Origin of the sequence: Arcicella aurantiaca (assembly GCF_003148625.1) — a bacterium.
In the GTDB taxonomy this organism is placed as follows: Bacteria; Bacteroidota; Bacteroidia; order Cytophagales; family Spirosomataceae; genus Arcicella; species Arcicella aurantiaca.
The window spans coordinates 52,540-74,753 of the sequence record NZ_QGGO01000016.1; the positions used below are offsets into that span (position 1 = coordinate 52,540).

Consider the following 22,214-nt stretch of genomic DNA (forward strand, 5'->3'; position numbering starts at 1 on the left):
GAAATTTTAGGTAACACAGACTTCAGTCTGTCAATGAAAACAAACAAATTGAAGTCTATGGTGGTTTGAAAAATGCAAACTGATTTGAGTATTTACAGACTGAAGTCTGTGTTACTACACGACATTAAAATCTGGCAAATACATAATTTTCCCGCCTTCCATCGCTGATTCATGTGCTAAAATACCCACTGACGTCCAATTGGCAGATTGTACAGCATTCGGGAATGGGTCACGGTCTTCAATCAGAGCCGAAATAAATTCATGTGCCAAATGTGGGTGCGAACCGCCATGTCCGCCACCTTGGGCAAAACTTAAATGCGTATTTTCGTCTGAATCATACACTCCTTTTCCTGTAAAAGATTGAATTTCTTTTGGTAATAAATGAGCGTAATCAGGGGTTTCCACTTTTTCTGGAATTTCGTGTTCTGGTTTTTTAGCGGTATGAATTACGTTAGGTTCGTTTTCAATTAACGCCCATTCAAACGATTTTTTAGAACCATAAACCTCAAAACTTTCACGATATTGACGAGCCACATCAAATAATGAACGATATACGTAAGCACTCAAATCGCTATCTTTAAATTTAATATGGGCAGATTCAACGGCAAAAGGCGAATTATGAATATCGGCTAATTCTTTTCTGATTGTTCCCGAACCAAAACATGAAATATATTCGGCTTCTAATTTCAATAAACCTGCCACAGGCCCAACGCAATGCGTAGCGTAGTGCATCGGTGGAAGTCCAGGCCAATAGTCAGGCCAGCCGTCCATATCTTGTTGGTGAGAGGCTTTTAAAAATTGTACTTTGCCAAGTTCTCCTTTTTCGTAAAGTTCTTTCACGAATAAAAATTCACGAGCATATACAACCGTTTCCATCATCATATATTTTTTGCCCGTTTCTTTGCAAGCCTTCACAATAGCCTTACAATCTTCAACCGAAGTCGCCATTGGAACGGTACACGCTACGTGTTTTCCTGCATAAAGTGCCTTTAAACTCTGTTCAGCGTGATTTGGAATCGGTGAATTAATATGAACAGCATCAATATTTGGGTCTTTCAGCAATTCGTCATAATCAGAATATCGTTTTTCAATGCCAAATGTGTCGCCAATGGCATTCAATTTTTCGACATTACGCTGACAAATAGCGTACATATTTGCTTGTGGATGAAGTTGATAAATAGGAATAAATTCAGCTCCGAATCCCAAGCCTACAATGGCAATGTTGATTTGTTTTGACATGATTTTTATGCGTGATTTTTTAAAAATGCTAAACTTTCTTTCATTAATTGTTCTTCCGAATCGAACATTTTTCGCCAGATATTGGCTACGGCTAATTTTTCAGAAAAGGCTTCAATTGATAACCAACCGTCATAATTGATGTCTTTTAGGGCTTTGAAAACATCGTCCCAATTCACATTTCCTTTGCCAACGGTACTGCGGTCATTTTCAGATACTTGTACGTGAACCAAATGTTTGGCTAATTTTCGGATGGCATCGCCCAAACTTTTTTCTTCGATATTGGCATGAAAAGTATCGAACATAATTTTACAAGCAGGATGATTTACGTCTTCAATCAATTTCAATAATTCATCCGCCGAAGACACCAAATAGCTCTCAAAACGGTTCAAATATTCCAAGCCTAAGGTAATTCCCATGTCATCGGCGTATTGGGATAATTCTCGCAGATTTTCTACTGCCCAATCCCATTCTTGTTGGGTGGCAGGTTTTCCTGTAAAATGACAAAGTGCTGAATGATAAGGGCCTGTGAGTAAATCAGCCCCCAAAATCATGGCACAGTCAACCGCTCTTTTATTGCGTTCGAGCGTAGCTTTTCGCATAGATTCATCTGGACTGATTTGGTTAAAATCTGCTCCGCAAATGGTTACTGCAATGCGTTTCAGACCTAATTCATCTAATTTTTTACGCCAAGCATACCAATTTTCTGGATTTGTATCGAAAATTGGTACTTCAACGCCATCAAATCCCATTGCCTTAATTTGCTCCAAAACGGGAAAAAGGCTTTCATTTATTTCTGTTCCCCACAAAAGCAGGTTCATTCCGTAGGTCATTCTTTCGTATTTGTTAGTCTGAATTATGATGCAATTTTATCCTAAAAAAATCATATAAAATGTGCGTGTTTTTACTACCATTGACTGTATTTTGATAATAATGAATATATTTGTTTGAAAAATGGCAAAAATAGGTATGTTTGAGTTTTTAAATAATGAATGAACACAGAAATCAGATAATATGAAACTGCTCAAAAAGTCGCTTGAAAGTCAGGTATATTCTTTTGCCGTACAAGAATTGCGAGAAACTCACTTTGATTCAAGTTGGCATTTTCATCCTCATTATCAGTTATTTACAGTTTTTGAAGGAGATGGCACTCGTTTTATTGGCGATAATATTCAACATTTTGAAGTCGGTGATACCGTTTTTTTAGGGCCCAATATTCCACATTTATGGCGAAGTGATAAAGCCTATTTTGAGCAAAATTCAAACCTGATGACGCACGGTATTGTGGTTTATTTTACAGAAGATTTCCTTGGAAATCACTTCTTCGATAAATCCGAAATGTTTCGACTTAAACAGTTGTTCCAAAGTAGCCTTCGAGGTTTAGATATTGTTGGCGATATGCGTGAAAAAATCAGAAATGGTTTATTGGCTCTTAATAAATTAGAAGGCTTTGATAGAGTTTTGAAATTACTTCAATTACTGCATGAACTTTCTCAAACCTCTGATTATAAGTATATTTCAAGTATTGGCTATGTAAATAATTACAAAATTTCAGAAACGGAAAGAATGCAAAAAGTACATGATTACGTGATGAAACACTTTAAAGAAGAAGTCCGTTTGAGCGAATTAGCTTCTTTAGTAAGCATGAGTGATGCCGCCTTTTGCAGATATTTCAAGAGCCGAACCAATAAATCTTTCTTCGATTTTATCGCTGAAATTCGCATTGGTCATGCTTGTAAATTGCTACACGAAGGCACGCTCAATGTTACCCAAATTGCGTATGAAAGTGGCTATAATACGATGTCAAATTTTAATCGCCAATTCAAAAATATCGTTGGAAAATCACCTTTAGTTTATCAAAAAGAGTATCATCATAATAAATAATGGATTCATTATTGAATTTCAAATTGATATGTTCCAGATTCTAATTTGTTGATTTTTAGTTGTTTACGATTATTGGAAATATTCTTTTCCTCTACTGAATATTGCTTTTGAATATGCTGATTGGTTTTTACGTTTAATAAAACCGTTGCCGTTGCATTGGCAGGAATTGTGATATTATAGACAATCTTCTCTCCTACCCTTTTCCACGATGAAATAATTTTGCCTTGTGGACTATCATGCGAAGCCTCAAAAGCGTTCAAGTTTTCAACAAAATTTGGGGCTAAAATGGTATTTTTAAAACCCGCCTGTGATTCGTCAGGTTTGATGCCCCCGATGCCTTTGTACAACCAAGCCCCAATTTCTCCAAACATAATATGGTTCATCGAAATGTCACTTTTGGCATCAATTGGCCAGTTTTCAAAAAGTGAAGTTGCTCCGTTGGCAATCCACCAACCCCAAGAAGGAAATGTCTCTTGTGATGCTATTTTATACGCTACATCGGCATAACCATTTTCACTTAAAGCATTTAAAATGGCTTTTGTACCCAATAATCCCACATCCAAATGATTATTGTCGGCTTCTACTCGCTTGGCTAAATTTTCAGCCACTTTTGCTTTTAATTCATCGGGTACTAAACTCCAACAAAGTGGAACGCTCAATTCTGTTTGGAATCCGCTTCCGTAAATGCCTGTTGTTTTGTTCAAGTATTTGTTGTTAAAAGCGGTTTTTATCTTTTCTGCCAAAGCTGTGTATTTTTCAAAATCGGCGGTTTTCCCGAATAATTTTGCCGTTTTTGCCAAAATGGTGACATCTACAAAATAGTAAGCGGAAGATGTTAATTCTACGGGAGATTTTGATTTGACAGGAACCCAATCGCCTAATCCCCAAGTTGTTAATCCATTTGGACTGATAGATTCTATATGATTGACGTAGCGTTTAAGGTTTTCGTAATTGTCCGACAAAATTTTGGTATCGCCATAAAACAAATAGATATTCCAAGGAATAATGGCGATGGTACTTGTCCAATCTGGTCCATTGCCCCATTCATAACCCCAACCGTCGGTAGGAATAATCGAAGGCAAAACGCCATTGGCTTGTTGTTCGTCACGGTGGTCGGCGAGCCATTTTTCGTAAATCGTAATGCCGTCAAAATTGTATAAACCCGTTTCACTGGCGATATGGGCATCACCTGTCCAACCGTTTTTCTCTCTTTGTGGGCAGTCGGTCGGATACCCAAATAAATTAGATAAATAAGAAACATTTGTAGCCGACCAAATTTTATTAATCGTTGAATTTGAGGAGTTTACATTTCCCGCCACAGGTACATCACTGTGCATAAAATAGCCCGAAAGACTTTCTTTTGTCAATTGAATTGGCTGAGAACTTGTTACTTCAACATACTGAAAACCCTTATAATTGAAACGTGGCATAAAGCTTTCTTCCCCTTTTCCCGAAAGTATAATGATGTCCGTTTGGAATGGGTCTTTGTCATCTGTCGGGCGATAATGCACATCAATATTCGATAAATCCGCTCTTCCGTTGGGGTACAATCTTTCAGCGTGTTTTAAGCGTAAAACTGTACCTGCTTTTCCAGAAACGTTAATTTTACTTACGCCCGAAATGTTTCTGCCTAAATCAAAAACAAAAGTGGTGTCATTGATTTTATTCAAACTTTTGCTTGGAATCTCTTCTACATTTCTAATCGGATGTAAAGCTTGAGCCACGATATTGTTGGAAGGTGCGGTTCTGAAAATTACGTCTTTCCAATGTTTGTCATCAAAATTAGCTTTGTTCCAATCGGTTTGTTCTTGTCGTGCATCGTAATGTTCTGCCGTATAAATACTGTTGAAAATAATCGGACTCAAAGCGGTTTTCCAATCTTTTCCTGTGGCAATTATTTCGCTTGTTCCATCGGCATATTTCACCCGAATATCCATGCAAAAAGTGGGACGACCACGCCAAGGAGCTTCATGAAAATACCAAACGGCAGTCGATTGATGATTGTACCAACCATTGCCCAAAAGTACGCCAATGGCATTTTTACCTGTTTGCAATTGCTTCGTCACATCGTGCGTCACATACAAAGTACGTCTATCAAAACGAGTGTACATTGGGTCGAGGCGGTGATTGCTGATTTTTTCACCGTTGATATACAATTCATACAAACCCGCCACGGCAATGTAAGCACGTGCCGAAACGATTTTTTTATTGTTCTGAAAACTCTTTCTAAAATACGGAGCAGGTTTTGTATTTACATCTCTTGAATCACTAATCCAAGCACCTTGCCAATTACTCATATTCATCATTCCCGTCTCAAAAGTGGCTATTTCAGATTCTACAATTTGTCCATCTTTATCCCAAATTTTCACTCGCCAAAAGTATTTAGTAAAAGCCTTTAAAGCCTTTCCTTGATAACTTACTAAGGTTTGAGTCATATTTTTTTGACCAGAATTCCATTCATTCGCTATTCCTTTGCTCAAAGCTGAGGAATCAGTATTTACTAAAACCTGATATGCCTTTTGTTTTGCCCCTTGTCGTGCATCAGCTAACTGCCAAGTAAAGCGTGGCGAATGAGCATCAATTCCCAACGGATTCGTTAAATACTCACTTCTTAAAGCCGTAACTTTATAGGGAGTATTTCCCCAAGATTTTTTGTTTTGGGATAGAGATAATGAAAGAAATAGTAAAGAGATAATGAAAGGTTTGAGATTCATAGTTTGTTTGTCAATTTGTCAAAATTCTGTGTAAGAAAATTACATAGTAAATAATGAAAGACTATTCTCTCTTGTAGGTGATTAAGGTTTGAATCTTGTTTTTATCAAAATAAATTCTTTCTTAAAATTTACTACCAATGAAATTACACTTACAGACGATTGAAAAATATAGGGAATTTTTATAGTGAAGTTCAAACGTATCATTTGCCTTTATATCGAGATGGGTTTGAGATTGGGTGCAAGTCAACTACTGGAATGATTACTTTTCAGAATAATCAAATTATTTCATTTTACTTTTGATAAACTTTACTTATCGGAATTAAATTAGTTCAAAATTTGCTACAACTACGGACATCGACTTTTTATGCTCTGTCTGCGGCTATTTCTTGATTGCAACAAATAATAGATAGTTTTATGTCTCGACATTGATTTATTTCCTTGAAGTGGTCGTGACAAAAAGTTTTATTAGAATCTCAGACGTTTCGTTTGTTGCTTAAATGTATTGGTATTGTATGTAAGTTGTTTATTTTCAGTTGATTATATTTTTAAAGATTACAATAAACTTTTCAACAACTTAATTTGTATTTTTAGAGAAATCGAGCGTTTGACTAACGACGATGTGTAAATGATAATTTATTGACTCTTAAAAGTTGTATTTTAAGAAAAACGAATTTGTATTTACTTTGTGCGACAAATTTACATGCTACTCCCCTATTCAAAATACACTTATTATTTTTTGGCGGACAAACTACTCTTTTTTGAAACCATGTCTAAGCAGGCAAGAATGTAGGCAGTCTTATTTTTGACTTTGGGGTGTAAATTATTTTCAAACTCAATATGAAGGGTTGCAAACTTATTGAGTTTCTCATTGTCGTTTAGAATGATGTTGCGATGGTTTTCTCTGAAATTATATTTGGTCGCTAAAATTTCTTCCAATCTAATATTTACCAATTGTGGATTTATCGTTGTAGCTTCTAAAAACTCCTGTTTCTCAGATTGACTAAGTTCAAAAGCCGTAAAAATGGTAAATTGTAAATGGGTTACATTTCGTTGTTTATTACCACAATTTTCATAGTCAAAATGTATCGGAATCCCATTAATTTGCTTTAGTTCAACCTTTACAGGTTCAAGAACACGCTTCTTAAAGTCATTCAAATTATTGTATTTGTCTTTATCTACTTGTAGTAGCTTCCTAAGCTCCTCAATGCTGTATATAAATGTTGTCCTATTTTGTCCAAGATGTAGTCTTATCAACTTATACATCAATGTCGAATAGATAGATTTGAATTGGAGAATGGTCTTAAAATCATATCGTGTGTATTGAGTTCCTAAATTTGCTAAATAGGGCGATAACTGTGCATTTGACTTAAATTCTAAATGTCCGTTATTGTCTTCGTTATAACTAATGCTCGAAAACATAGGAATATGCTTAAACTCCAAATTCGGTTTCGACAAGTCAAAAAATGTCATGACTTTTTGTGCCATACTTCGTGTTACAGCTACTATTTGTCGTGGAGTGATAAACTCTTTCACTTTATCCAAAGGAATCCTTACAAGCATTCCATGATTGACATCAATCGAGCCGTGGTCAATCTGATTTACAAAGTATTCAAATAATCTCTGCTCAACTCTGGTAAATTGGGTATTACTAACTACGAGTTTATTAGGCAAATAGTTATCTTTTCTATTTGGAGTATAGGGATGTTCAAGGTATTTTTCAGCTTCGAGAATAATGTTTGCCATAGTTGTAAGAATTGGGTAATAAAGATAAGTATAAAATGTAAAAATGTCGCCTTAAAGTGTAAAAATGTCGCCTTAAATCTGTGTTTTTGTGTAAAAATGTCGCCTTACGAGTGTAAAAATGTCGCCTTACGGTTTGTAAATACTTGAAAAACAGTGAGTTAGAAGCCTCCTAAATCATTCAAATTATTTGATAAAATTTAAAAATCAAGAAGTGATTACTAAAAATAAAAGGATTTAGCTGCTTTTTTGCTAAAAAAAGGCTTATTCAGACACAAACATTGAATAATGGTCATTATGTATGTAAAAATGTCGCTTTACGTGTATTTATACTCTTTTTTGATGAAATTTTTAATCGCTGCCTTGTAAAAATGTCGCCTTATGCTCTTTTTCTTTAAAATTTGAGCTAATTCTAATACTTAAATAGCTCTTTTAGGAATTTAGAATGATTGTTTTTAGTATTTATAGAGGAATCCAACCTCATTTTTTGTGTAAAAAAGTCGCTTTATGTTCATGCAACTTATCATTCATAAGTTGCATGAACATAAAATTTTAGAAAAAGAATGTGTTTTTACTCATAACTTGTTGATTATTATTGAGTTATGTTTATTGTAAAAATGTCGCTTAGTTTTTTTTGAAAAAAAGCATTAAATGACAAACGTTTTTTTTTGTGTAAAAATGTCGCTTTAAGGTATGTCTTCGGAAGATTTTAGGCAATAATTATTTTTTAAAAGGGGTAATTAGACGATAATTTGGCGTTTTTGTAGCTTAGCGAAGTTTAAAGCGACATTTTTACACAAAATATTCATCTTTTTGACTATTTCTTCAGAATCGCTTGAAACAATGTAAAAATGTCGCTTTAGCGTCTTTATTGGATATATTACGGTTCAAAAGTGGGTTTCCTATTTTGATTATGAAATTTTCAGATAGCAAACGGACAATTTGTCCGTTTGCTATCTGAAAATAAATTTGCGTTTTGTGTAAAAAGATATACATTTGTGTATATTTTGTATAAATATTTATATGATAACACAAGAAAAAATAGAACGCTTCTTCCAAACCAGAACAGGTTTAAATATTTCTCAAATAGAAAAGGAGTCAGGGATGCCAGCAAGAACTTTGCATAGGGCATTTCAAGAGAAAAAAACAATTCCGAATAAATATATACCAGCTTTAGAAAGTGTTTTGAGGCAGTATGGTTATTCAGATTCGCTTTTTGAAAAAGCTACTATTATTTCAGTGGTTAATCACAAAGGAGGAGTTGGTAAAACAACAACAACCATTAATGTTGGAAAAGCTTTGAGTTTAATGGGTAATCGAGTTCTGTTAATTGATATGGATTCGCAGGGGAATCTTTCGCAATGTTATGGAATTCATCAACCAACTGAGCAAATAATAAACTCCCTTTTAGATGATGAATCATTGCCAATTGTGGAAATTAACAAGCATTTACACATTTCACCGTCAGATATAACGATGGCGGATAGAGAATCTGAGTTTTCAAGTGCTGTTGGTGCAGAAAGACGATTGGCTCTAAAAATCCAAGAAATTGAAAAAAATTATGACTATGTGTTAATTGATTGTCCGCCAAGTTTGGGTATTTGTACCATAAGTTCATTGGTAGCGTCTAATCAGTGTTTGATACCAATTCAACCAGAAGCGAGTGCTTTTCATGGAGTTGATAATCTTTTCAAGAGAATAAAACAGGTTCAAACATACAGTAATCCTAATTTAAGAATTAAGGGAATCGTTTTTACGATGGTCTTAAATCAAAATGTGCATAAAGCATTGATGGAACAAATTAGAGAGAAATATAATAATTTTAACGTCTGTGATACAATGATTGATAACTCAAAATATTTGAGAGAATCACAAGTAATGCAACAAGATATTTTTACATATAGTCCAAAATCATTACCAAGCGAACAATACAGTAATTTGGCTAAAGAATTAATAAATGCGTAATCCTGATGAAAAAAGATATATTCAAAAAAGCCATACAAAAAAATACAGAAGCAATTCCTTTATCCTTGCTTGAAACTGAAACTAAAATAAAAAAAGAGTTTATTATTATTGATGAACTTCGGGATTTTATCAGTCCACTAAGCAAAGAAGAATCGGAAGGTTTGGAGCAAGATATTCTAAAAGATGGTATCTCTGACCCATTGATTATTTGGGAAACTACGCCCGAAGCTGTGGGATTGGAAAACACGGGCAATAAAACAGTTTATGTGTTAGTTGACGGACACAACCGTTATCGTATTAGTCAGAAATATAATTTAGATTTTCGGATAATTCTGAGAAGCTACAAGGATATTCAGGATGTGAAAGATTCAATGTTAAACAAACAATTGAATAGAAGAAACTTAACACCTGAGCAAATTTCTTATTACCGAGGTTTGAAGTATAATAACGTTGTTAAAAGCCAAGAAGGATTGCCCAAAACGGTGAATGTTGCGTTTAATTTAGCGGAAGAATTTAAGGTAAATGAAAAGACAATCAGACGAGATGCCGAATTTGCCAAAGGCTTAAATAAACTTACGCCAGAATTACGACAAGACGTATTGTCGGGAAAAACGAAAGTAAATAAATCTGATATTGTAAGTTTAGCAAAAGTAGATACTACTGAAACGCAAGAATTGAGTTCGCCACAAGAAATTGTAAAAACGATTGCAAGAGAAAAAACGCAAAAAATAGGAGAGGAGAATACAACAAATGTAAGTGATTTAGAAAACTCAATCCGAGCATTAGCGACTAATAAATTAGATAAACAAGCGTGCCTTATTTTATTAGAAAAAATAAACACTTTGATGAATTATTTATAGCGTAAAAGTCTGATTATCAGATAAAAATAATAAAACAGGAGTCATCATTATTTCGGTAATGATGACTCCTGTTTTATTATTTAAAGAGTAGAGGTGAAAAATATTGCGAATTTGAGTTGCAAGTGATTAAATCAAAATATTTAAAAATGAATAATTGGAGCATGTATGAATGCCAAATTTGGCTAAAAAACATAATATTGAGATAATGTCAAATCTTGAAAAATCGAATTAGTATAGTTAAAAATAGGGATTAGTATAAATTTTTTTAGGGAGTATAGCCGATTTATTAATTTTCAAATGTGAAAAACTCTCAATTACTGCTAAACCATTTTGATAATATAAATTACTAAACTGAAAACCATACTGACATGAAAATTACTATTGGTAACGACCATCTGACACTCGAAGATTTTAAGAAAATTTTATTTGAAGACGCTAACATTGAAATAGGTAATAAAGCCGCCAAAAGGGTGGAGAAATGCTATAATTTTTTAGAGGACTTCACTAAAAATAAACTCATCTATGGTATCAATACAGGTTTTGGCCCAATGGCTCAGTATCGTATTGAGGAAGAAGAACAAACACAATTACAGTATAATTTAATCAGAAGCCACACCACAGGAATGGGAAATCCAATCTCGCCTGTTTTTGTGAAATCATTGATGGTGGCTCGTTTAAATACCCTTTTGAAAGGATATTCTGGCGTGCATCCCGAATTGGTAGAACTTCTCTGCGAATACATCAATAACGATGTTTTACCTGTTATTTACGAACACGGTAGCGTTGGAGCAAGTGGCGATTTAGTCCAACTTTCTCATTTAGCTTTATCCTTGATTGGTGAAGGAAAAGTAACCGACCTAAAAGGAAATATTCAGAATACACAACATGTTATTGAAGAATTAGGCTTAGAACCATTCAGAATTCGTTTGCGTGAAGCATTGGCATTGATGAATGGAACGTCTGCCATGACGGGCGTCGGTATTGTGAATGCAATTCATGCTCAAAATTTAATGAATTGGAGTATTCTTGCCTCAGCTATGATTGTTGAATTGGTAGAATCTTTCGACGACCATTATTCTTATGAACTCAATGCCGTTAAACTGCACGAAGGACAAGCTTTTGTTGCTAAAAAAATGCGTAGTGTATTGAAAGATAGCACTTTGGTAAGAAGTAGAAGAGAACACCATTACGAAAAGAAAGTAACGGTAAATGTCTTGAAAGAGAAAATGCAGGAGTATTATTCTATCAGATGCGTTCCTCAAATTTTAGGTCCAATTCATGATACCATTGAACAAGTTATCAATGTATTAATTGCAGAAGTAAATTCGGTTAATGATAATCCAATTGTAGATGCAGAACGTGAAGACGTGTATCACGGCGGGAATTTTCATGGTGATTATGTGTCGCTCGAAATGGATAAATTGAAAACTGCTATTACCAAATTATCAATGCTTTCTGAACGTCAATTGAATTATTTATTGAACGATAAATTGAATCAAATTTTACCGCCATTTGTCAATTTAGGAAAATTAGGGTTCAATCTCGGAATGCAAGGAGCTCAATTTGTGGCGACCTCAACAGTTGCCGAAAATCAAACTTTGTCTTTCCCGATGTACGTTCATAGCATTCCGAATAATAACGATAATCAGGACATTGTGAGTATGGGTTCAAATGCGGCACTTTTGGCGAGTAAAGTTATCGAAAACACCTTTCAAATTTTAGCAGTTGAGTTTCTGACTATCATTCAAGCGGTTGATTATTTAGGCTTTGAAGATAAGCTGTCAAGTTGTTCAAAAAGAGTTTATCAGCAACTTCGAGAACTTGTACCAGTCTTTTCTAACGATAGTATCATGTATCCAAAAATTGGGGCAGTCAAAGAATATCTGTACAATACCACGATTGACATTACCTCAAAAGGCTGTAAAATGGAGAGTACCGTAGAAACCAACGCCGAATTTGAAATGGAAGTGGAATGTTGTCCTGTTTAAATAACATTCGATAAAATCATAAACGTATATAGAAAAAGGTTATCTGAAAATATGAAATACGCATTAGTTACAGGTGGTTCTCGTGGAATCGGTAGAGCCATCTGTTTAAAAATGGCAGAAATGGGTTATAATGTGCTGATAAACTACGTCAGCAATGAAGAAAAAGCCCGTGAAGTACAAACTGAACTTATCGAAAAAGGCGTTCAATCTGAAATTTTGCAATTTGATGTTGCTAATCAAAATCAGGTGGATACTGCCATCAATACATGGTTGGCGAATAATCCAGAGGCCAGAATTGAAGTTTTGGTCAACAATGCGGGAATCAGAAAAGACCGTTTGTTAATGTCAATGACTAACGAAGAATGGTACGGTGTAATGGATACAGGAATCGGTGGTTTTTATAATGTTACTCGTTTGATTATCAGAGAAATGATAAAGAAAAGATACGGACGAGTAATCAATATTGTCTCACTTTCTGGACTGACAGGTTTACCGGGACAAACCAATTACTCCGCCTCAAAAGCCGCCATTATTGGTGCTACAAAGGCTTTGGCACAAGAAGTTGGACGTAAAAATATTACCGTCAATGCCATTGCTCCCGGTTTTATTCGTACCGATATGATTCACGATATTGATGAAGATGCACACAAAGGAATGATTCCGATGAAACGTTTTGGCGAACCCGAAGACGTAGCGGAATTGGTCGGGTTTATCGCTTCTTCAAAAGCATCTTACATCACCAGTCAAGTTTTAGAAGTAAACGGAGGATTACATTCTTGATTAAGCGATAATATATTTTACTAATTTTCTAATCACTAATCACCAATCACCATATACCTAAATAATATGGAAACTTTACAAATGACTTCTACCAAAGAAGTCCTTATTCGCTTCAATGAGGTGGATTCGATGTCTATTGTTTGGCACGGAAACTATGTCAAATATTTGGAAGATGGACGAGAGGATTTCGGGAGAAAATTTGGTCTAAGCTATATTCACATACAAAAAGCAGGCTATCTTGCTCCAATCGTTGATTTGAAAATTCAATACAAAAAATCTTTGTATTATGGCGATAGCGTTTTGGTTGAAACCACTTTTGTGGAAACAGAAGCCGCCAAGTTATTTTTCAAATATCGCTTGATTTCGCCAACCACTTCAAAAGTATTGTGTACCGCTACCACTACCCAAGTTTTTTTAGATACCAAAGGAACATTACAACTCACGCTACCTGATTTTGTCCAAGATTGGAAGAAAAGATGGTTTGCCTAATTTTCATGGATTATGAAAAATACCTACGTCATTGCCACCAATGTAGTGAGTCCTTTGGGATTTAATACAGAAGACAATTTTGAGCATATTCAATCCCAAAAATCTGGGTTAAGTTTTCAAGAATTTGATTTTACCAACGAACCATTTTGTGTTTCAAAAATGCAGGAAAACGTTATAAATCAGCGATTTAAAGTTTTGGGTGACTTTAAAGATGAATACTCAAAATTAGAAAAAATGTGTATTCTGTCAGTTGCCGATGCTCTAAAACAAACAAAACATAATTGTTTGGGAAAAGACTCCGTTTTGATATTTTGTTCGACCAAAGGAAATATTGATTTGTTGGAGAATATTGTTCAAAATCAAAGTTTTGACACAGGGCTTTTTCTTGCTGAAACGGCTCAGAAAATTGCAGAATTTTTAGGCTTTGAAAATAAGCCAATCGTGGTTTCAAATGCCTGTGTATCAGGTACTCAGGGGATTTTAGTGGGCAAAAGATTCATTGACGCAGGGATTTATAATAATGTGGTGGTTTTGGGTGGCGACTTAGTTACCAAATTCACCGTTTCGGGCTTTAAGGCTTTCAACGCTTTGAGTGCTGAACCCTGCCAACCATTTGACGATAATCGAAAAGGAGTAAATTTAGGTGAAGGGGCTGCAACGGTTATTTTAAGTAATAAATCCAATGAAAACAAGGAACAAATTATCGTTAAAGCAGGCTTTAGCTCAAACGATGCAACTCATATTTCTGCTCCTTCACGCACGGGGCAAGGGTTATTGAAAGCCATTCAAAAAATATCAGAAGTGTCTGATTTAGAAGATATTGACTTTGTTTCTGCTCATGGAACGGCTACACGTTATAACGACGATATGGAGTCTCAGGCATTGGCAAGAGCTGATTTGAATTTTGTACCCATTCATAGTTTAAAAGGCTATTTTGGGCATACTTTAGGGGCGGCTGGTGTCTTGGAGTCGGTCATGGGAATTGCGTCTTTACAACATAACCAAACGATAATTTCTAAAGGTTTTGAGGTATCAGGAACCGTTCAAAATTTGAACCCCATTAAGTCAGTAGAACACAAGCCATTACGGTCATTTTTAAAAACTTCATCTGGATTTGGTGGTTGCAATGCCGCCGTATTATTTAGCAAAATAAACCTATGAAAACATCTATCCAACACATTTGTCATATCAGCCAGCAGACGATTAGTTTGGATGGCAAAGTTGTATTTCATCTTGAAAATCAAGTGGAATCAAACGAGTTTTTGAATGAAAGTTATCGTTTTTTGCAAATAGATTATCCTAAGTTTTTCAAGATGGATATTTTGGCAAAATTAGCTTTTATTGCTACTGAATTAATTTGTAAGTCTTTGATTATTAAAGACATCAATAAAGATGAAGTCGGGATTGTATTTGGCAATAAATCGTCAAGTCTAATGGCGGATTTAACGCACCAACGAAGTATTCAAGATAAAAACGCCCACTTCCCAAGTCCTGCCGTTTTTGTATATACTTTACCCAATATTATGATGGGCGAAATGTGCATTCGTCATGGGTTTAGCAATGAAAATACACTGTTTATTTCAGAAGAATTTGACGCTGAAATTTTAGCAAAATATACCAATCACCTTTTAAATGAACGAATTGTTGAGCATTGCATGGGTGGTTGGGTAGATGCTCAGCCAGGAAATTACGAAGCATTTTTATATTTTGTTGGCACAGGAAAATCTGCTTTTTGGGGTGAACACACCGCTGAAAATATCTTAGGTTTGAAACAAAAATCAGCCGAAGAAATAGCAGAAAATTTCCAAAAAACGGCTTTTGAGTCAGAACCAATTTCCTCCGAATATTGAGAATAGTATCGTGAAAAAGCCTCTTGGTATAATTTCTTTAGCATCGTCATTTTTTACAAATAAATTTATACAGAATTTAAAATCAACCTCTTAGATATTTACTAACATGGAAAAGTCAGCAGTAATAGACGTATTGAAAACGCAAATTATCCAACAATTAAACTTGGATATTGACCCAAAAACAGTAACCGCAGATTCTTATTTATTTGGAGATGCAGGTCTTGGACTTGACTCAATTGATGCTTTGGAATTAGTGGTTTTATTAGATAAAAATTATGACATCAAAATCGGGAATCCTGAAGATGTGAAAGAGCATTTTAAATCGCTTAGCACATTGGCTGATTACGTTCTTGAAAAATCTCCTGTTGTTGCTTAAAATTCTACCTAAATGTTGGCAATCTATTATACTCAAAAATCAGATGTGATGACTCCTTTGTTTTGGGAGTGGTGCCGTCTGCAATTGCCAGCTACTATCAGAGACAGAATTGAGCGAAAAGTTAGCCGAGAAAAAATACAAACGAGTCTTTTGGGGTATCTACTTCTGAAAGAATCCTTTGAAAGAAATGGACTCCCACAGGCGATTGACATGATAAAACAATCGCCTACTGGACGCCCGAATATTGTGCAAGATTTTGATTTTAATATCTCTCATTCGGCTCAATATGCCGTTTGTGCTTTCAGTAAAAAATATAGTATTGGCATTGATATTGAGAAGATTAAGCCCATTTCATTAGAATTCTTACAAAGTTTTTTTAACCAAGATGAATGGGCAGAATTACACCAAAATGAAAATACGCAAGAGCAATTTTATCGGCTCTGGACAAAAAAAGAAGCGGTTGTGAAAGCAGATGGACGAGGCTTGAATATTCCACTGAAAGAAATTATCATCAGAAATAATCAAGGATTTGTGGAACGTGCCAAATGGTTTTTGCAGGAAATTCCATTAGACCAAAACTACATGATGCACGTCGCCACCAACGAACCCATTAGCGAATATCAACGAGTAAAAATCAGTTTTAAGGGATAGGCAATTGCTAAACAAAACCTCCGAACCAATGAATATTTACATAACAGGAATGGGCTGTATTTCTGCTCTTGGAAGCGAGATGAGCCAGACACTTTATCATCTTCAAAACGAAAAATCGGGCTTGACTTACATGGATTTTGTCGAAACAGAATTTAAACAAAAATTCGTGGCTGGAGAAATCAAAATGAGTAATCAAGATTTGGCAAATCGTTTAGGAATTGCTGGTAAAATGCCAACTCGCACCAGTTTATTGGGACTTTGGGCGGCTCAGGACGCAGTTGCTCAGTCGGGGATTGAAATTGCTGATAAAACCTACAAAACTGGCTTTATTTCTGCTTCAACCGTTGGCGGAATGGTCAATACAGAACGCCATTTTCATAACTTTTTAAAAGGCACCAATCAAGAACATTTTGTTACCTCCAATGACATGGGCGATAGCAGTGAATATATCGCTAATGCTTTGAAAATCAAAGGTTTTGTTACCACTATCAATACCGCTTGTGCATCCTCTTTAAACGCCATTATTTTAGGAACAAGAATGATAAAGCAAGGCATTTTAGACCGTGTAATTGTAGGCGGAACAGATGCTCTTTGCAAATTTACTATCAACGGATTTAACGCTTTAATGCTTTTAGATACCGAAGCCTGTTTGCCCTTTGATGCCCGCAGAAAAGGCATAAATTTAGGCGAAGGAGCAGCGTATTTGGTCATCGAATCTGAGAAAGTAATTAAGGATAAAAATAAAATATTAGCCAAAATAAGTGGCTACGGTAGCAGTAACGATGCCTATCATCAAACTGCCTCATCTCCAAACGGTTATGGCTTACAATTAGCCATGAAAGCCGCCTTAAAAACGGCATCTTTAAGTACCACAGACATTAATTATCTCAACGCTCACGGAACGGCAACGCCCAATAATGACCTCACCGAAGGCTGGGCGATAAAAGAAACCTTTACCGAAGGCGTTTCTTTTAGTTCTACCAAGAGTTTTACAGGACATACTTTAGCGGCTTCAGGGTCGATAGAGGCAGTTTTTTCCATTTTATCAATCAATAATAGCTTCATTCCTGCCAATTTAGGTTTCAACGAAGCCATTGAAGAACATGGGCTAATTCCCATCAGCACAACCCAGAAAGGTGTTTCCTTAAACCATATCATGTCTAATTCTGCTGGCATGGGTGGCTCGTGTTCTTCTATCATTTTCTCAAAACCATGAAAGCGTACATCAACAGTATTCATTGTATGGCGGCACAAGGTGCGAGCAATACATTCTTCAAAATTTCAGAACCCAATTACGCTGAAGTTTTAGGCAGTAGTGGCGAACTCCGCCGAATGTCGAGATTGGTAAAATTGGGTATGTACGCTTCCCAAAAATGTATCAACGAAACTGCTCTCGAACAAATGGATGCCATTGTGGTTGGTACGGGACTTGGAGGCGTGGAATGTTCGGATAAATTCTTGATTCCGCTATTAGAAAACGAAACTTCAACTCATTCGCCAACGCCTTTTATTCAGTCGTTACCTAATTCAATTGCGGGGCAAATTGCCTTAAAATTAAAGTGTTACGGCTATAATATGACCTATGTGCATCGTGGTTTTTCGTTTGAAAGTGCTTTGATGGACGCCTTAATGTTGATGGAAGAAAATGACGAAAATAAGAATGTTTTGGTAGGAGGTTTAGACGAATTAGTAGATACTTACATCGAACAAATGCGACAAGCGGGCTATTTGAAAGAAGAGTCAAAACCTGCGGATTTGGGTGTTGTTTTGGGAGAAGGAGCTACTTTTTTACAAATTTCTTCCGAACCCAACACACAAACACAAGCAGTTTTGAAAGATTTGAGAATGTTATATTGCCCTGAAAATGATTCAGAAATAACGAACGAAATTAGTCAGTTGTTGAATGATAACGCTCTCGAAATTAACGATATAGATTTTGTTTTGATTGGCAATTGTGGCGATAAAAACTTAGATGCCAAATTAAAAAATATTGCAGAAACACAGTTTGCGAATCATTCAAAAATGAATTTTAAAGAACAATGTGGCGAATATCATACCTCATCAGGCTATGCGATGTGGCAAGCGGTTCAGCTTTTGAATAACACTTCGAGTTTATATGATGAAGCTCCAAAAGAAATCAATAACGTGCTGATTATCAATCATTACAACGATATAAATTATAGTATTTTTCTCATTTCAAAACCATGAATATACTTGAAATAGATTTACTGGTGAATGTTGACAATGTAGCTAATTTTCTACCTCAACAAGCCCCTTTTATCATGGTTGATTCATTGTTAGAAACAACTGAAAATACCGCAATCTCGCAATTTTTAGTCAAATCAGATAATGTTTTAGTGAATGATGGCATTTTGCAAGAGTCGGGTTTGATAGAAAATATTGCTCAAACAATTGCCCTAAAAGCAGGCTATGAGTCGGTTTTGAGAAATGAAAAACCACAAGTTGGTTTTATTGTACAAATCAAAGACTTATCCATTCTTGATTTTCCAAAAATTGGCGATGTTATCACAACAAAAATTGAAATTTTAATGAATTTACAACAAATGTTAGTGATAAAAGGCGAGTCGTTTTGTGATGAAAAAGTTTTGGCAATCTGCGAAATGAGAGTTTTTTTAGATAATCCCACAAAAGCATGAAAGCATTATTAGAGACTAATTTCGGGAAAATTCTGAGTACAGAAACACAAGAAAATAAAGTGATTTTTGAAGTTTCTCTGAATGCAAAACATGATATTTACCAAGGGCATTTTCCTTTCAAACCTATCGTCCCAGGTGTTTGTACTTTGCAATTGGTCAGAGAGTTATTGGAAATTCATTTGGGTAAAAAACTTAGGTTTTCAAGTTCTAAAAACGTAAAATTTAGCGGAATGATTGACCCCAATACAACGCCCCAAATAACCGTAGAAATTCAAAATTTAACTACTGATTCTACCCAAAAAATTAAAGCAAGCGTATTCTGTAAAGAACAAACATTTTGTAAATACGATGGTGAGTACGTAATGCAATAAAGTGAAGTGATTTTTGATTAAACCGCTGATTCATAAATAATTAAATGCAATAACTTCTAAGTCTGGTTTAACAAAACTGTAATAATTTTCTAAATGAAAAAGGTACTTTTCTTATCAATTATCTTCATAGTGGGGATATTGGCAAACCTCAAAGCACAAGATGAGGAAACTCAAATGTTAAGAGGCAAAATTGTAGATTCTCAATCAAAAACTCCTTTGATTGGTGTAAATGTTATCATTGTTGGCACTGAACCTCTGAAAGGCGGAAGCACAGATAACGAAGGTATTTTCAGAATTAAAAATACGCCACTTGGTAGAAATTTAATCAAAATTTCATCGGTTGGCTACAAAGAAATTACTTTGTCAAATATCGTTGTTACGGCTGGAAAACAAACCGTTTTGGATATTGAAATGGAGGAGCAAATTACGCTTGGAAATGAAATTGTGGTCACGGCTGCTCGCTCCAAAACGTCCATCGAAAAAGGAATGGTTTCGGTAAGTGGCAAAACTTTTGACATTGAAGATACTCGCAGATTTTCGGGTAGTAGAAATGACCCTTCTCGCATGGTTGCCAATTTTGCGGGAGTTGTTGGCAATAGTGATGCTCGCAATGACATTATTATCCGAGGAAACGCTCCAACGGGTTTACTTTGGCGTTTTGAAGGAATTGATATTCCAAATCCAAGCCATTTTGGAGCTTTGGGTGCAACAGGTGGACCAGTTACCATGCTGAATAATAACCTTTTAGCTCGTTCATCTTTTTTAACGGGTGCTTTCCCTGCCAATTATGGCAATGCTATTGCAGGTGTTTTTGATTTACAATTGCGGACAGGCAATAACGAAAAGCGAGAATATACAGGTCAAGTTGGATTTAATGGTGTAGAATTAGGAGCAGAAGGAGCTTTTTCAAAAACCTCAAAAGCGTCCTATTTAGTTAATTATCGTTATTCAATGTTGGGTTTATTACAAAAAATAGGCTTAAACTTTGGCACAGGCACAAATACACCAAAATATCAAGATTTGTCTTTTAAACTTGATTTCCCTACTGAAAAAGCAGGACGATTTACGGTTTTCGGAATGGGTGGAACAAGTGGTATTATCAACAAACCTGATTCGAGTGGTACAAAAGATTTTTATAGTAATTCAAGTGAAAACACCACCTACGATACCCAAATGGGCGTTTTAGGACTTGGACACACGTATTATCTCAATAATTTTTCTTTCTTAAAAACGACTGTCGCTATTTCTGGAAACGCCGTACAAAGTGCCACAGATTCTGTTGCAAACAAGTTATTGATAGCTAAATATAGAAGTAATTCAAGTCAAGATAAAATCTCGTTTCATACGGCTTTGACTAATAAATTGAATGCTTCGCAGACCTTAGTCATTGGTGTAATGGCTGACAGACTTGGCGTTAATTATTCTGATAGTGCGTTGGTTTCGAAGAATTATTTTAAGAAATTAAGAGAATTTGAAGGTAGCACTTATTTGCTCAGAGCTTACGGAAATTGGCAATGGAAAGTGATGGATAAATTGGTCATCAACACAGGTGCATACATTCAGCACTTTGGACTCAATAAAACGACTTCCTTTGAGCCACGTTTGGGACTACGTTTTTCGCCTTCACAAAATCATACTTTCAGCTTCGGAATTGGGCGACATAGCCAATTACAAGACTTAGCGATTTATTTTAATAATTTGAAAAATGATAATGGATATGCTCGACCAAATGAAAATTTAGGCTTTACTATGAGCAATCAAGCCGTATTTGGATACGAAACTTTCGTGAGCAAAAACACCAAATTAAAGGCTGAGGCATATTATCAAGCACTTTCAGACGTACCCGTTCAAACGCAATCATCTGCATATTCTGTGTTGAATGAAGGAGCTAATTTTGAGTCTCCAACGGTTACTAATTTGGTCAATAAAGGTTCGGGCAAAAATTACGGAGTGGAGCTAACCATTGAAAGAAATTTTATCAATAATTATTACTTTTTAGGCACCTTATCGCTTTATGAAAGTACCTATAAAGGAAGCGACGGAGTAGAACGCAATACGGCATTTAATGGAAATTACGTAGGAAATATCTTGGCTGGACGAGAATTTAAAGTGAGTAAAAGAGGCACTTTTGCCATTGATTTTAAAGTAACCGCAACGGGAGGAAAACGCTACACGCCTTTTGACATTGAGAAGTCTTTGAAAGAGAAAAAAGTTTATTATACCGACGACATCAACGGGGCAAAAATGAAAGATTATATGAGAGCAGATTTGAAAATTCTCTTTCGTTTAAATCGTAAAAAAGTGATGGAAGAATGGTTTTTAGACTTACAAAATATCACAGGACGAGCTAATATTTATTCTCAAAAATTAGACCCTGTTGCCAAAACATTAGTTTATTCTACACAACAAGGATTTTATCCGACCTTTAATTACCGTATTCAGTTTTAAAGATTTTAAGTAGGTGTTGGGATTTAGGGATTAGGATTTAGTGTTTTTATACAATTGATTATCAATGATTTATAAAATTATAACCCCTACTTAATTCTACTTTGGCACTTTAAATAAATGGGGAAAATTTGAATTTGGGGAACTTCCCGAAAGTTCAAAACTTTCGGGAAGTTGAACGGCAAATACCCAAATTTCCATCTTTTTT

Annotated in this window: 19 protein-coding genes; 15 read left to right on the forward strand and 4 right to left on the reverse strand. The window is 35.4% G+C overall.

Annotation, left to right across the window (positions count from 1 at the left end; translation table 11 throughout):
• Window positions 1-114: 114 nt before the first annotated feature.
• A complete protein-coding gene (locus LV89_RS15135) occupies window positions 115-1,239 on the reverse strand; it encodes a Gfo/Idh/MocA family protein (RefSeq protein WP_109743757.1) in 1,125 nt (374 codons plus the stop codon).
• Window positions 1,240-1,244: 5 nt separating this feature from the next.
• Complete coding sequence (locus tag LV89_RS15140) at window positions 1,245-2,057, reverse strand: sugar phosphate isomerase/epimerase family protein (protein WP_229201528.1); 813 nt, start codon at window positions 2,055-2,057, stop codon at window positions 1,245-1,247.
• Window positions 2,058-2,250: 193 nt separating this feature from the next.
• On the opposite strand from LV89_RS15140, the gene LV89_RS15145 reads away from it, so the two are divergent.
• Window positions 2,251-3,120: an AraC family transcriptional regulator gene (locus LV89_RS15145; RefSeq protein WP_109743759.1), complete on the forward strand. Its 870-nt coding sequence runs from the start codon at window positions 2,251-2,253 to the stop codon at window positions 3,118-3,120.
• Between the two features lie 8 nt (window positions 3,121-3,128).
• On the opposite strand, the gene LV89_RS15150 is transcribed toward LV89_RS15145, so the two are convergent.
• Window positions 3,129-5,834, reverse strand: coding sequence for an alpha-L-rhamnosidase (locus LV89_RS15150; RefSeq protein WP_109743760.1), 2,706 nt, complete (start codon window positions 5,832-5,834; stop codon window positions 3,129-3,131).
• 729 nt (window positions 5,835-6,563) lie between these two features.
• Window positions 6,564-7,577 (reverse strand): replication initiation protein, encoded by a 1,014-nt coding sequence (locus LV89_RS15155; RefSeq protein ID WP_109743761.1) that lies wholly within the window; start codon window positions 7,575-7,577, stop codon window positions 6,564-6,566.
• A 1,020-nt stretch (window positions 7,578-8,597) separates the two neighbouring features.
• Here LV89_RS15155 and LV89_RS15160 point away from each other — a divergent pair.
• From LV89_RS15160 to LV89_RS15225, 14 genes are all read left to right on the forward strand, one after another.
• Window positions 8,598-9,539 carry a ParA family protein gene (locus tag LV89_RS15160; protein ID WP_109743762.1) on the forward strand — a complete coding sequence of 314 codons (942 nt, stop codon included), beginning with the start codon at window positions 8,598-8,600 and terminating at the stop codon, window positions 9,537-9,539.
• A 5-nt stretch (window positions 9,540-9,544) separates the two neighbouring features.
• On the forward strand, window positions 9,545-10,399 hold the full coding sequence (locus tag LV89_RS15165; RefSeq protein ID WP_109743763.1) for a ParB/RepB/Spo0J family partition protein: 855 nt from the start codon (window positions 9,545-9,547) through the stop codon (window positions 10,397-10,399).
• Window positions 10,400-10,767: 368 nt separating this feature from the next.
• Window positions 10,768-12,387 carry a flexirubin biosynthesis tyrosine ammonia-lyase FlxA gene (flxA, locus tag LV89_RS15170; protein WP_211321214.1) on the forward strand — a complete coding sequence of 540 codons (1,620 nt, stop codon included), beginning with the start codon at window positions 10,768-10,770 and terminating at the stop codon, window positions 12,385-12,387.
• A 51-nt stretch (window positions 12,388-12,438) separates the two neighbouring features.
• Complete coding sequence (flxB, locus tag LV89_RS15175; RefSeq protein ID WP_109743764.1) at window positions 12,439-13,167, forward strand: flexirubin biosynthesis SDR family reductase FlxB; 729 nt, start codon at window positions 12,439-12,441, stop codon at window positions 13,165-13,167.
• A 66-nt stretch (window positions 13,168-13,233) separates the two neighbouring features.
• Window positions 13,234-13,656, forward strand: coding sequence for an acyl-CoA thioesterase (locus LV89_RS15180; RefSeq protein ID WP_109743765.1), 423 nt, complete (start codon window positions 13,234-13,236; stop codon window positions 13,654-13,656).
• Between the two features lie 12 nt (window positions 13,657-13,668).
• Complete coding sequence (locus LV89_RS15185; protein WP_109743766.1) at window positions 13,669-14,817, forward strand: beta-ketoacyl synthase N-terminal-like domain-containing protein; 1,149 nt, start codon at window positions 13,669-13,671, stop codon at window positions 14,815-14,817.
• Window positions 14,814-15,506 carry a beta-ketoacyl-[acyl-carrier-protein] synthase family protein gene (locus tag LV89_RS15190; protein WP_109743767.1) on the forward strand — a complete coding sequence of 231 codons (693 nt, stop codon included), beginning with the start codon at window positions 14,814-14,816 and terminating at the stop codon, window positions 15,504-15,506. The genes LV89_RS15185 and LV89_RS15190 overlap by 4 nt, the downstream gene beginning before the upstream one ends.
• Before the next feature lie 106 nt (window positions 15,507-15,612).
• Window positions 15,613-15,882 (forward strand): phosphopantetheine-binding protein, encoded by a 270-nt coding sequence (locus LV89_RS15195; RefSeq protein ID WP_109743768.1) that lies wholly within the window; start codon window positions 15,613-15,615, stop codon window positions 15,880-15,882.
• A 12-nt stretch (window positions 15,883-15,894) separates the two neighbouring features.
• The gene (locus tag LV89_RS15200; protein ID WP_109743769.1) at window positions 15,895-16,533 is read left to right on the forward strand and encodes a 4'-phosphopantetheinyl transferase family protein; all 639 of its coding nucleotides are present in this window, start codon (window positions 15,895-15,897) and stop codon (window positions 16,531-16,533) included.
• Between the two features lie 28 nt (window positions 16,534-16,561).
• Entirely contained in the window at window positions 16,562-17,749 is a 1,188-nt protein-coding gene (locus LV89_RS15205) for a beta-ketoacyl-[acyl-carrier-protein] synthase family protein (RefSeq protein ID WP_109743770.1), read from the forward strand.
• Entirely contained in the window at window positions 17,746-18,741 is a 996-nt protein-coding gene (locus tag LV89_RS15210; protein WP_109743771.1) for a beta-ketoacyl synthase chain length factor, read from the forward strand. Before LV89_RS15205 ends, LV89_RS15210 begins: the two co-directional genes overlap by 4 nt.
• Window positions 18,738-19,190, forward strand: coding sequence for a hotdog family protein (locus tag LV89_RS15215; protein ID WP_109743772.1), 453 nt, complete (start codon window positions 18,738-18,740; stop codon window positions 19,188-19,190). Before LV89_RS15210 ends, LV89_RS15215 begins: the two co-directional genes overlap by 4 nt.
• A complete protein-coding gene (locus tag LV89_RS15220) occupies window positions 19,187-19,561 on the forward strand; it encodes an ApeI family dehydratase (protein WP_109743773.1) in 375 nt (124 codons plus the stop codon). Before LV89_RS15215 ends, LV89_RS15220 begins: the two co-directional genes overlap by 4 nt.
• Window positions 19,562-19,654: 93 nt before the next feature.
• Window positions 19,655-22,009: a TonB-dependent receptor gene (locus tag LV89_RS15225; RefSeq protein ID WP_109743774.1), complete on the forward strand. Its 2,355-nt coding sequence runs from the start codon at window positions 19,655-19,657 to the stop codon at window positions 22,007-22,009.
• Window positions 22,010-22,214: the final 205 nt, after the last annotated feature.

What these genes read in the sequence shown, in the direction of transcription:
- LV89_RS15135 (WP_109743757.1), bottom strand. Translation starts at nt 1,239, where the DNA reads ATGTCAAAACAAATCAACATTGCCATTGTAGGCTTGGGATTCGGAGCT.
- LV89_RS15140 (WP_229201528.1), bottom strand. Translation starts at nt 2,057, where the DNA reads ATGAACCTGCTTTTGTGGGGAACAGAAATAAATGAAAGCCTTTTTCCC.
- LV89_RS15145 (WP_109743759.1), top strand. Translation starts at nt 2,251, where the DNA reads ATGAAACTGCTCAAAAAGTCGCTTGAAAGTCAGGTATATTCTTTTGCC.
- LV89_RS15150 (WP_109743760.1), bottom strand. Translation starts at nt 5,834, where the DNA reads ATGAATCTCAAACCTTTCATTATCTCTTTACTATTTCTTTCATTATCT.
- LV89_RS15155 (WP_109743761.1), bottom strand. Translation starts at nt 7,577, where the DNA reads ATGGCAAACATTATTCTCGAAGCTGAAAAATACCTTGAACATCCCTAT.
- LV89_RS15160 (WP_109743762.1), top strand. Translation starts at nt 8,598, where the DNA reads ATGATAACACAAGAAAAAATAGAACGCTTCTTCCAAACCAGAACAGGT.
- LV89_RS15165 (WP_109743763.1), top strand. Translation starts at nt 9,545, where the DNA reads ATGAAAAAAGATATATTCAAAAAAGCCATACAAAAAAATACAGAAGCA.
- flxA (WP_211321214.1), top strand. Translation starts at nt 10,768, where the DNA reads ATGAAAATTACTATTGGTAACGACCATCTGACACTCGAAGATTTTAAG.
- flxB (WP_109743764.1), top strand. Translation starts at nt 12,439, where the DNA reads ATGAAATACGCATTAGTTACAGGTGGTTCTCGTGGAATCGGTAGAGCC.
- LV89_RS15180 (WP_109743765.1), top strand. Translation starts at nt 13,234, where the DNA reads ATGGAAACTTTACAAATGACTTCTACCAAAGAAGTCCTTATTCGCTTC.
- LV89_RS15185 (WP_109743766.1), top strand. Translation starts at nt 13,669, where the DNA reads ATGAAAAATACCTACGTCATTGCCACCAATGTAGTGAGTCCTTTGGGA.
- LV89_RS15190 (WP_109743767.1), top strand. Translation starts at nt 14,814, where the DNA reads ATGAAAACATCTATCCAACACATTTGTCATATCAGCCAGCAGACGATT.
- LV89_RS15195 (WP_109743768.1), top strand. Translation starts at nt 15,613, where the DNA reads ATGGAAAAGTCAGCAGTAATAGACGTATTGAAAACGCAAATTATCCAA.
- LV89_RS15200 (WP_109743769.1), top strand. Translation starts at nt 15,895, where the DNA reads ATGTTGGCAATCTATTATACTCAAAAATCAGATGTGATGACTCCTTTG.
- LV89_RS15205 (WP_109743770.1), top strand. Translation starts at nt 16,562, where the DNA reads ATGAATATTTACATAACAGGAATGGGCTGTATTTCTGCTCTTGGAAGC.
- LV89_RS15210 (WP_109743771.1), top strand. Translation starts at nt 17,746, where the DNA reads ATGAAAGCGTACATCAACAGTATTCATTGTATGGCGGCACAAGGTGCG.
- LV89_RS15215 (WP_109743772.1), top strand. Translation starts at nt 18,738, where the DNA reads ATGAATATACTTGAAATAGATTTACTGGTGAATGTTGACAATGTAGCT.
- LV89_RS15220 (WP_109743773.1), top strand. Translation starts at nt 19,187, where the DNA reads ATGAAAGCATTATTAGAGACTAATTTCGGGAAAATTCTGAGTACAGAA.
- LV89_RS15225 (WP_109743774.1), top strand. Translation starts at nt 19,655, where the DNA reads ATGAAAAAGGTACTTTTCTTATCAATTATCTTCATAGTGGGGATATTG.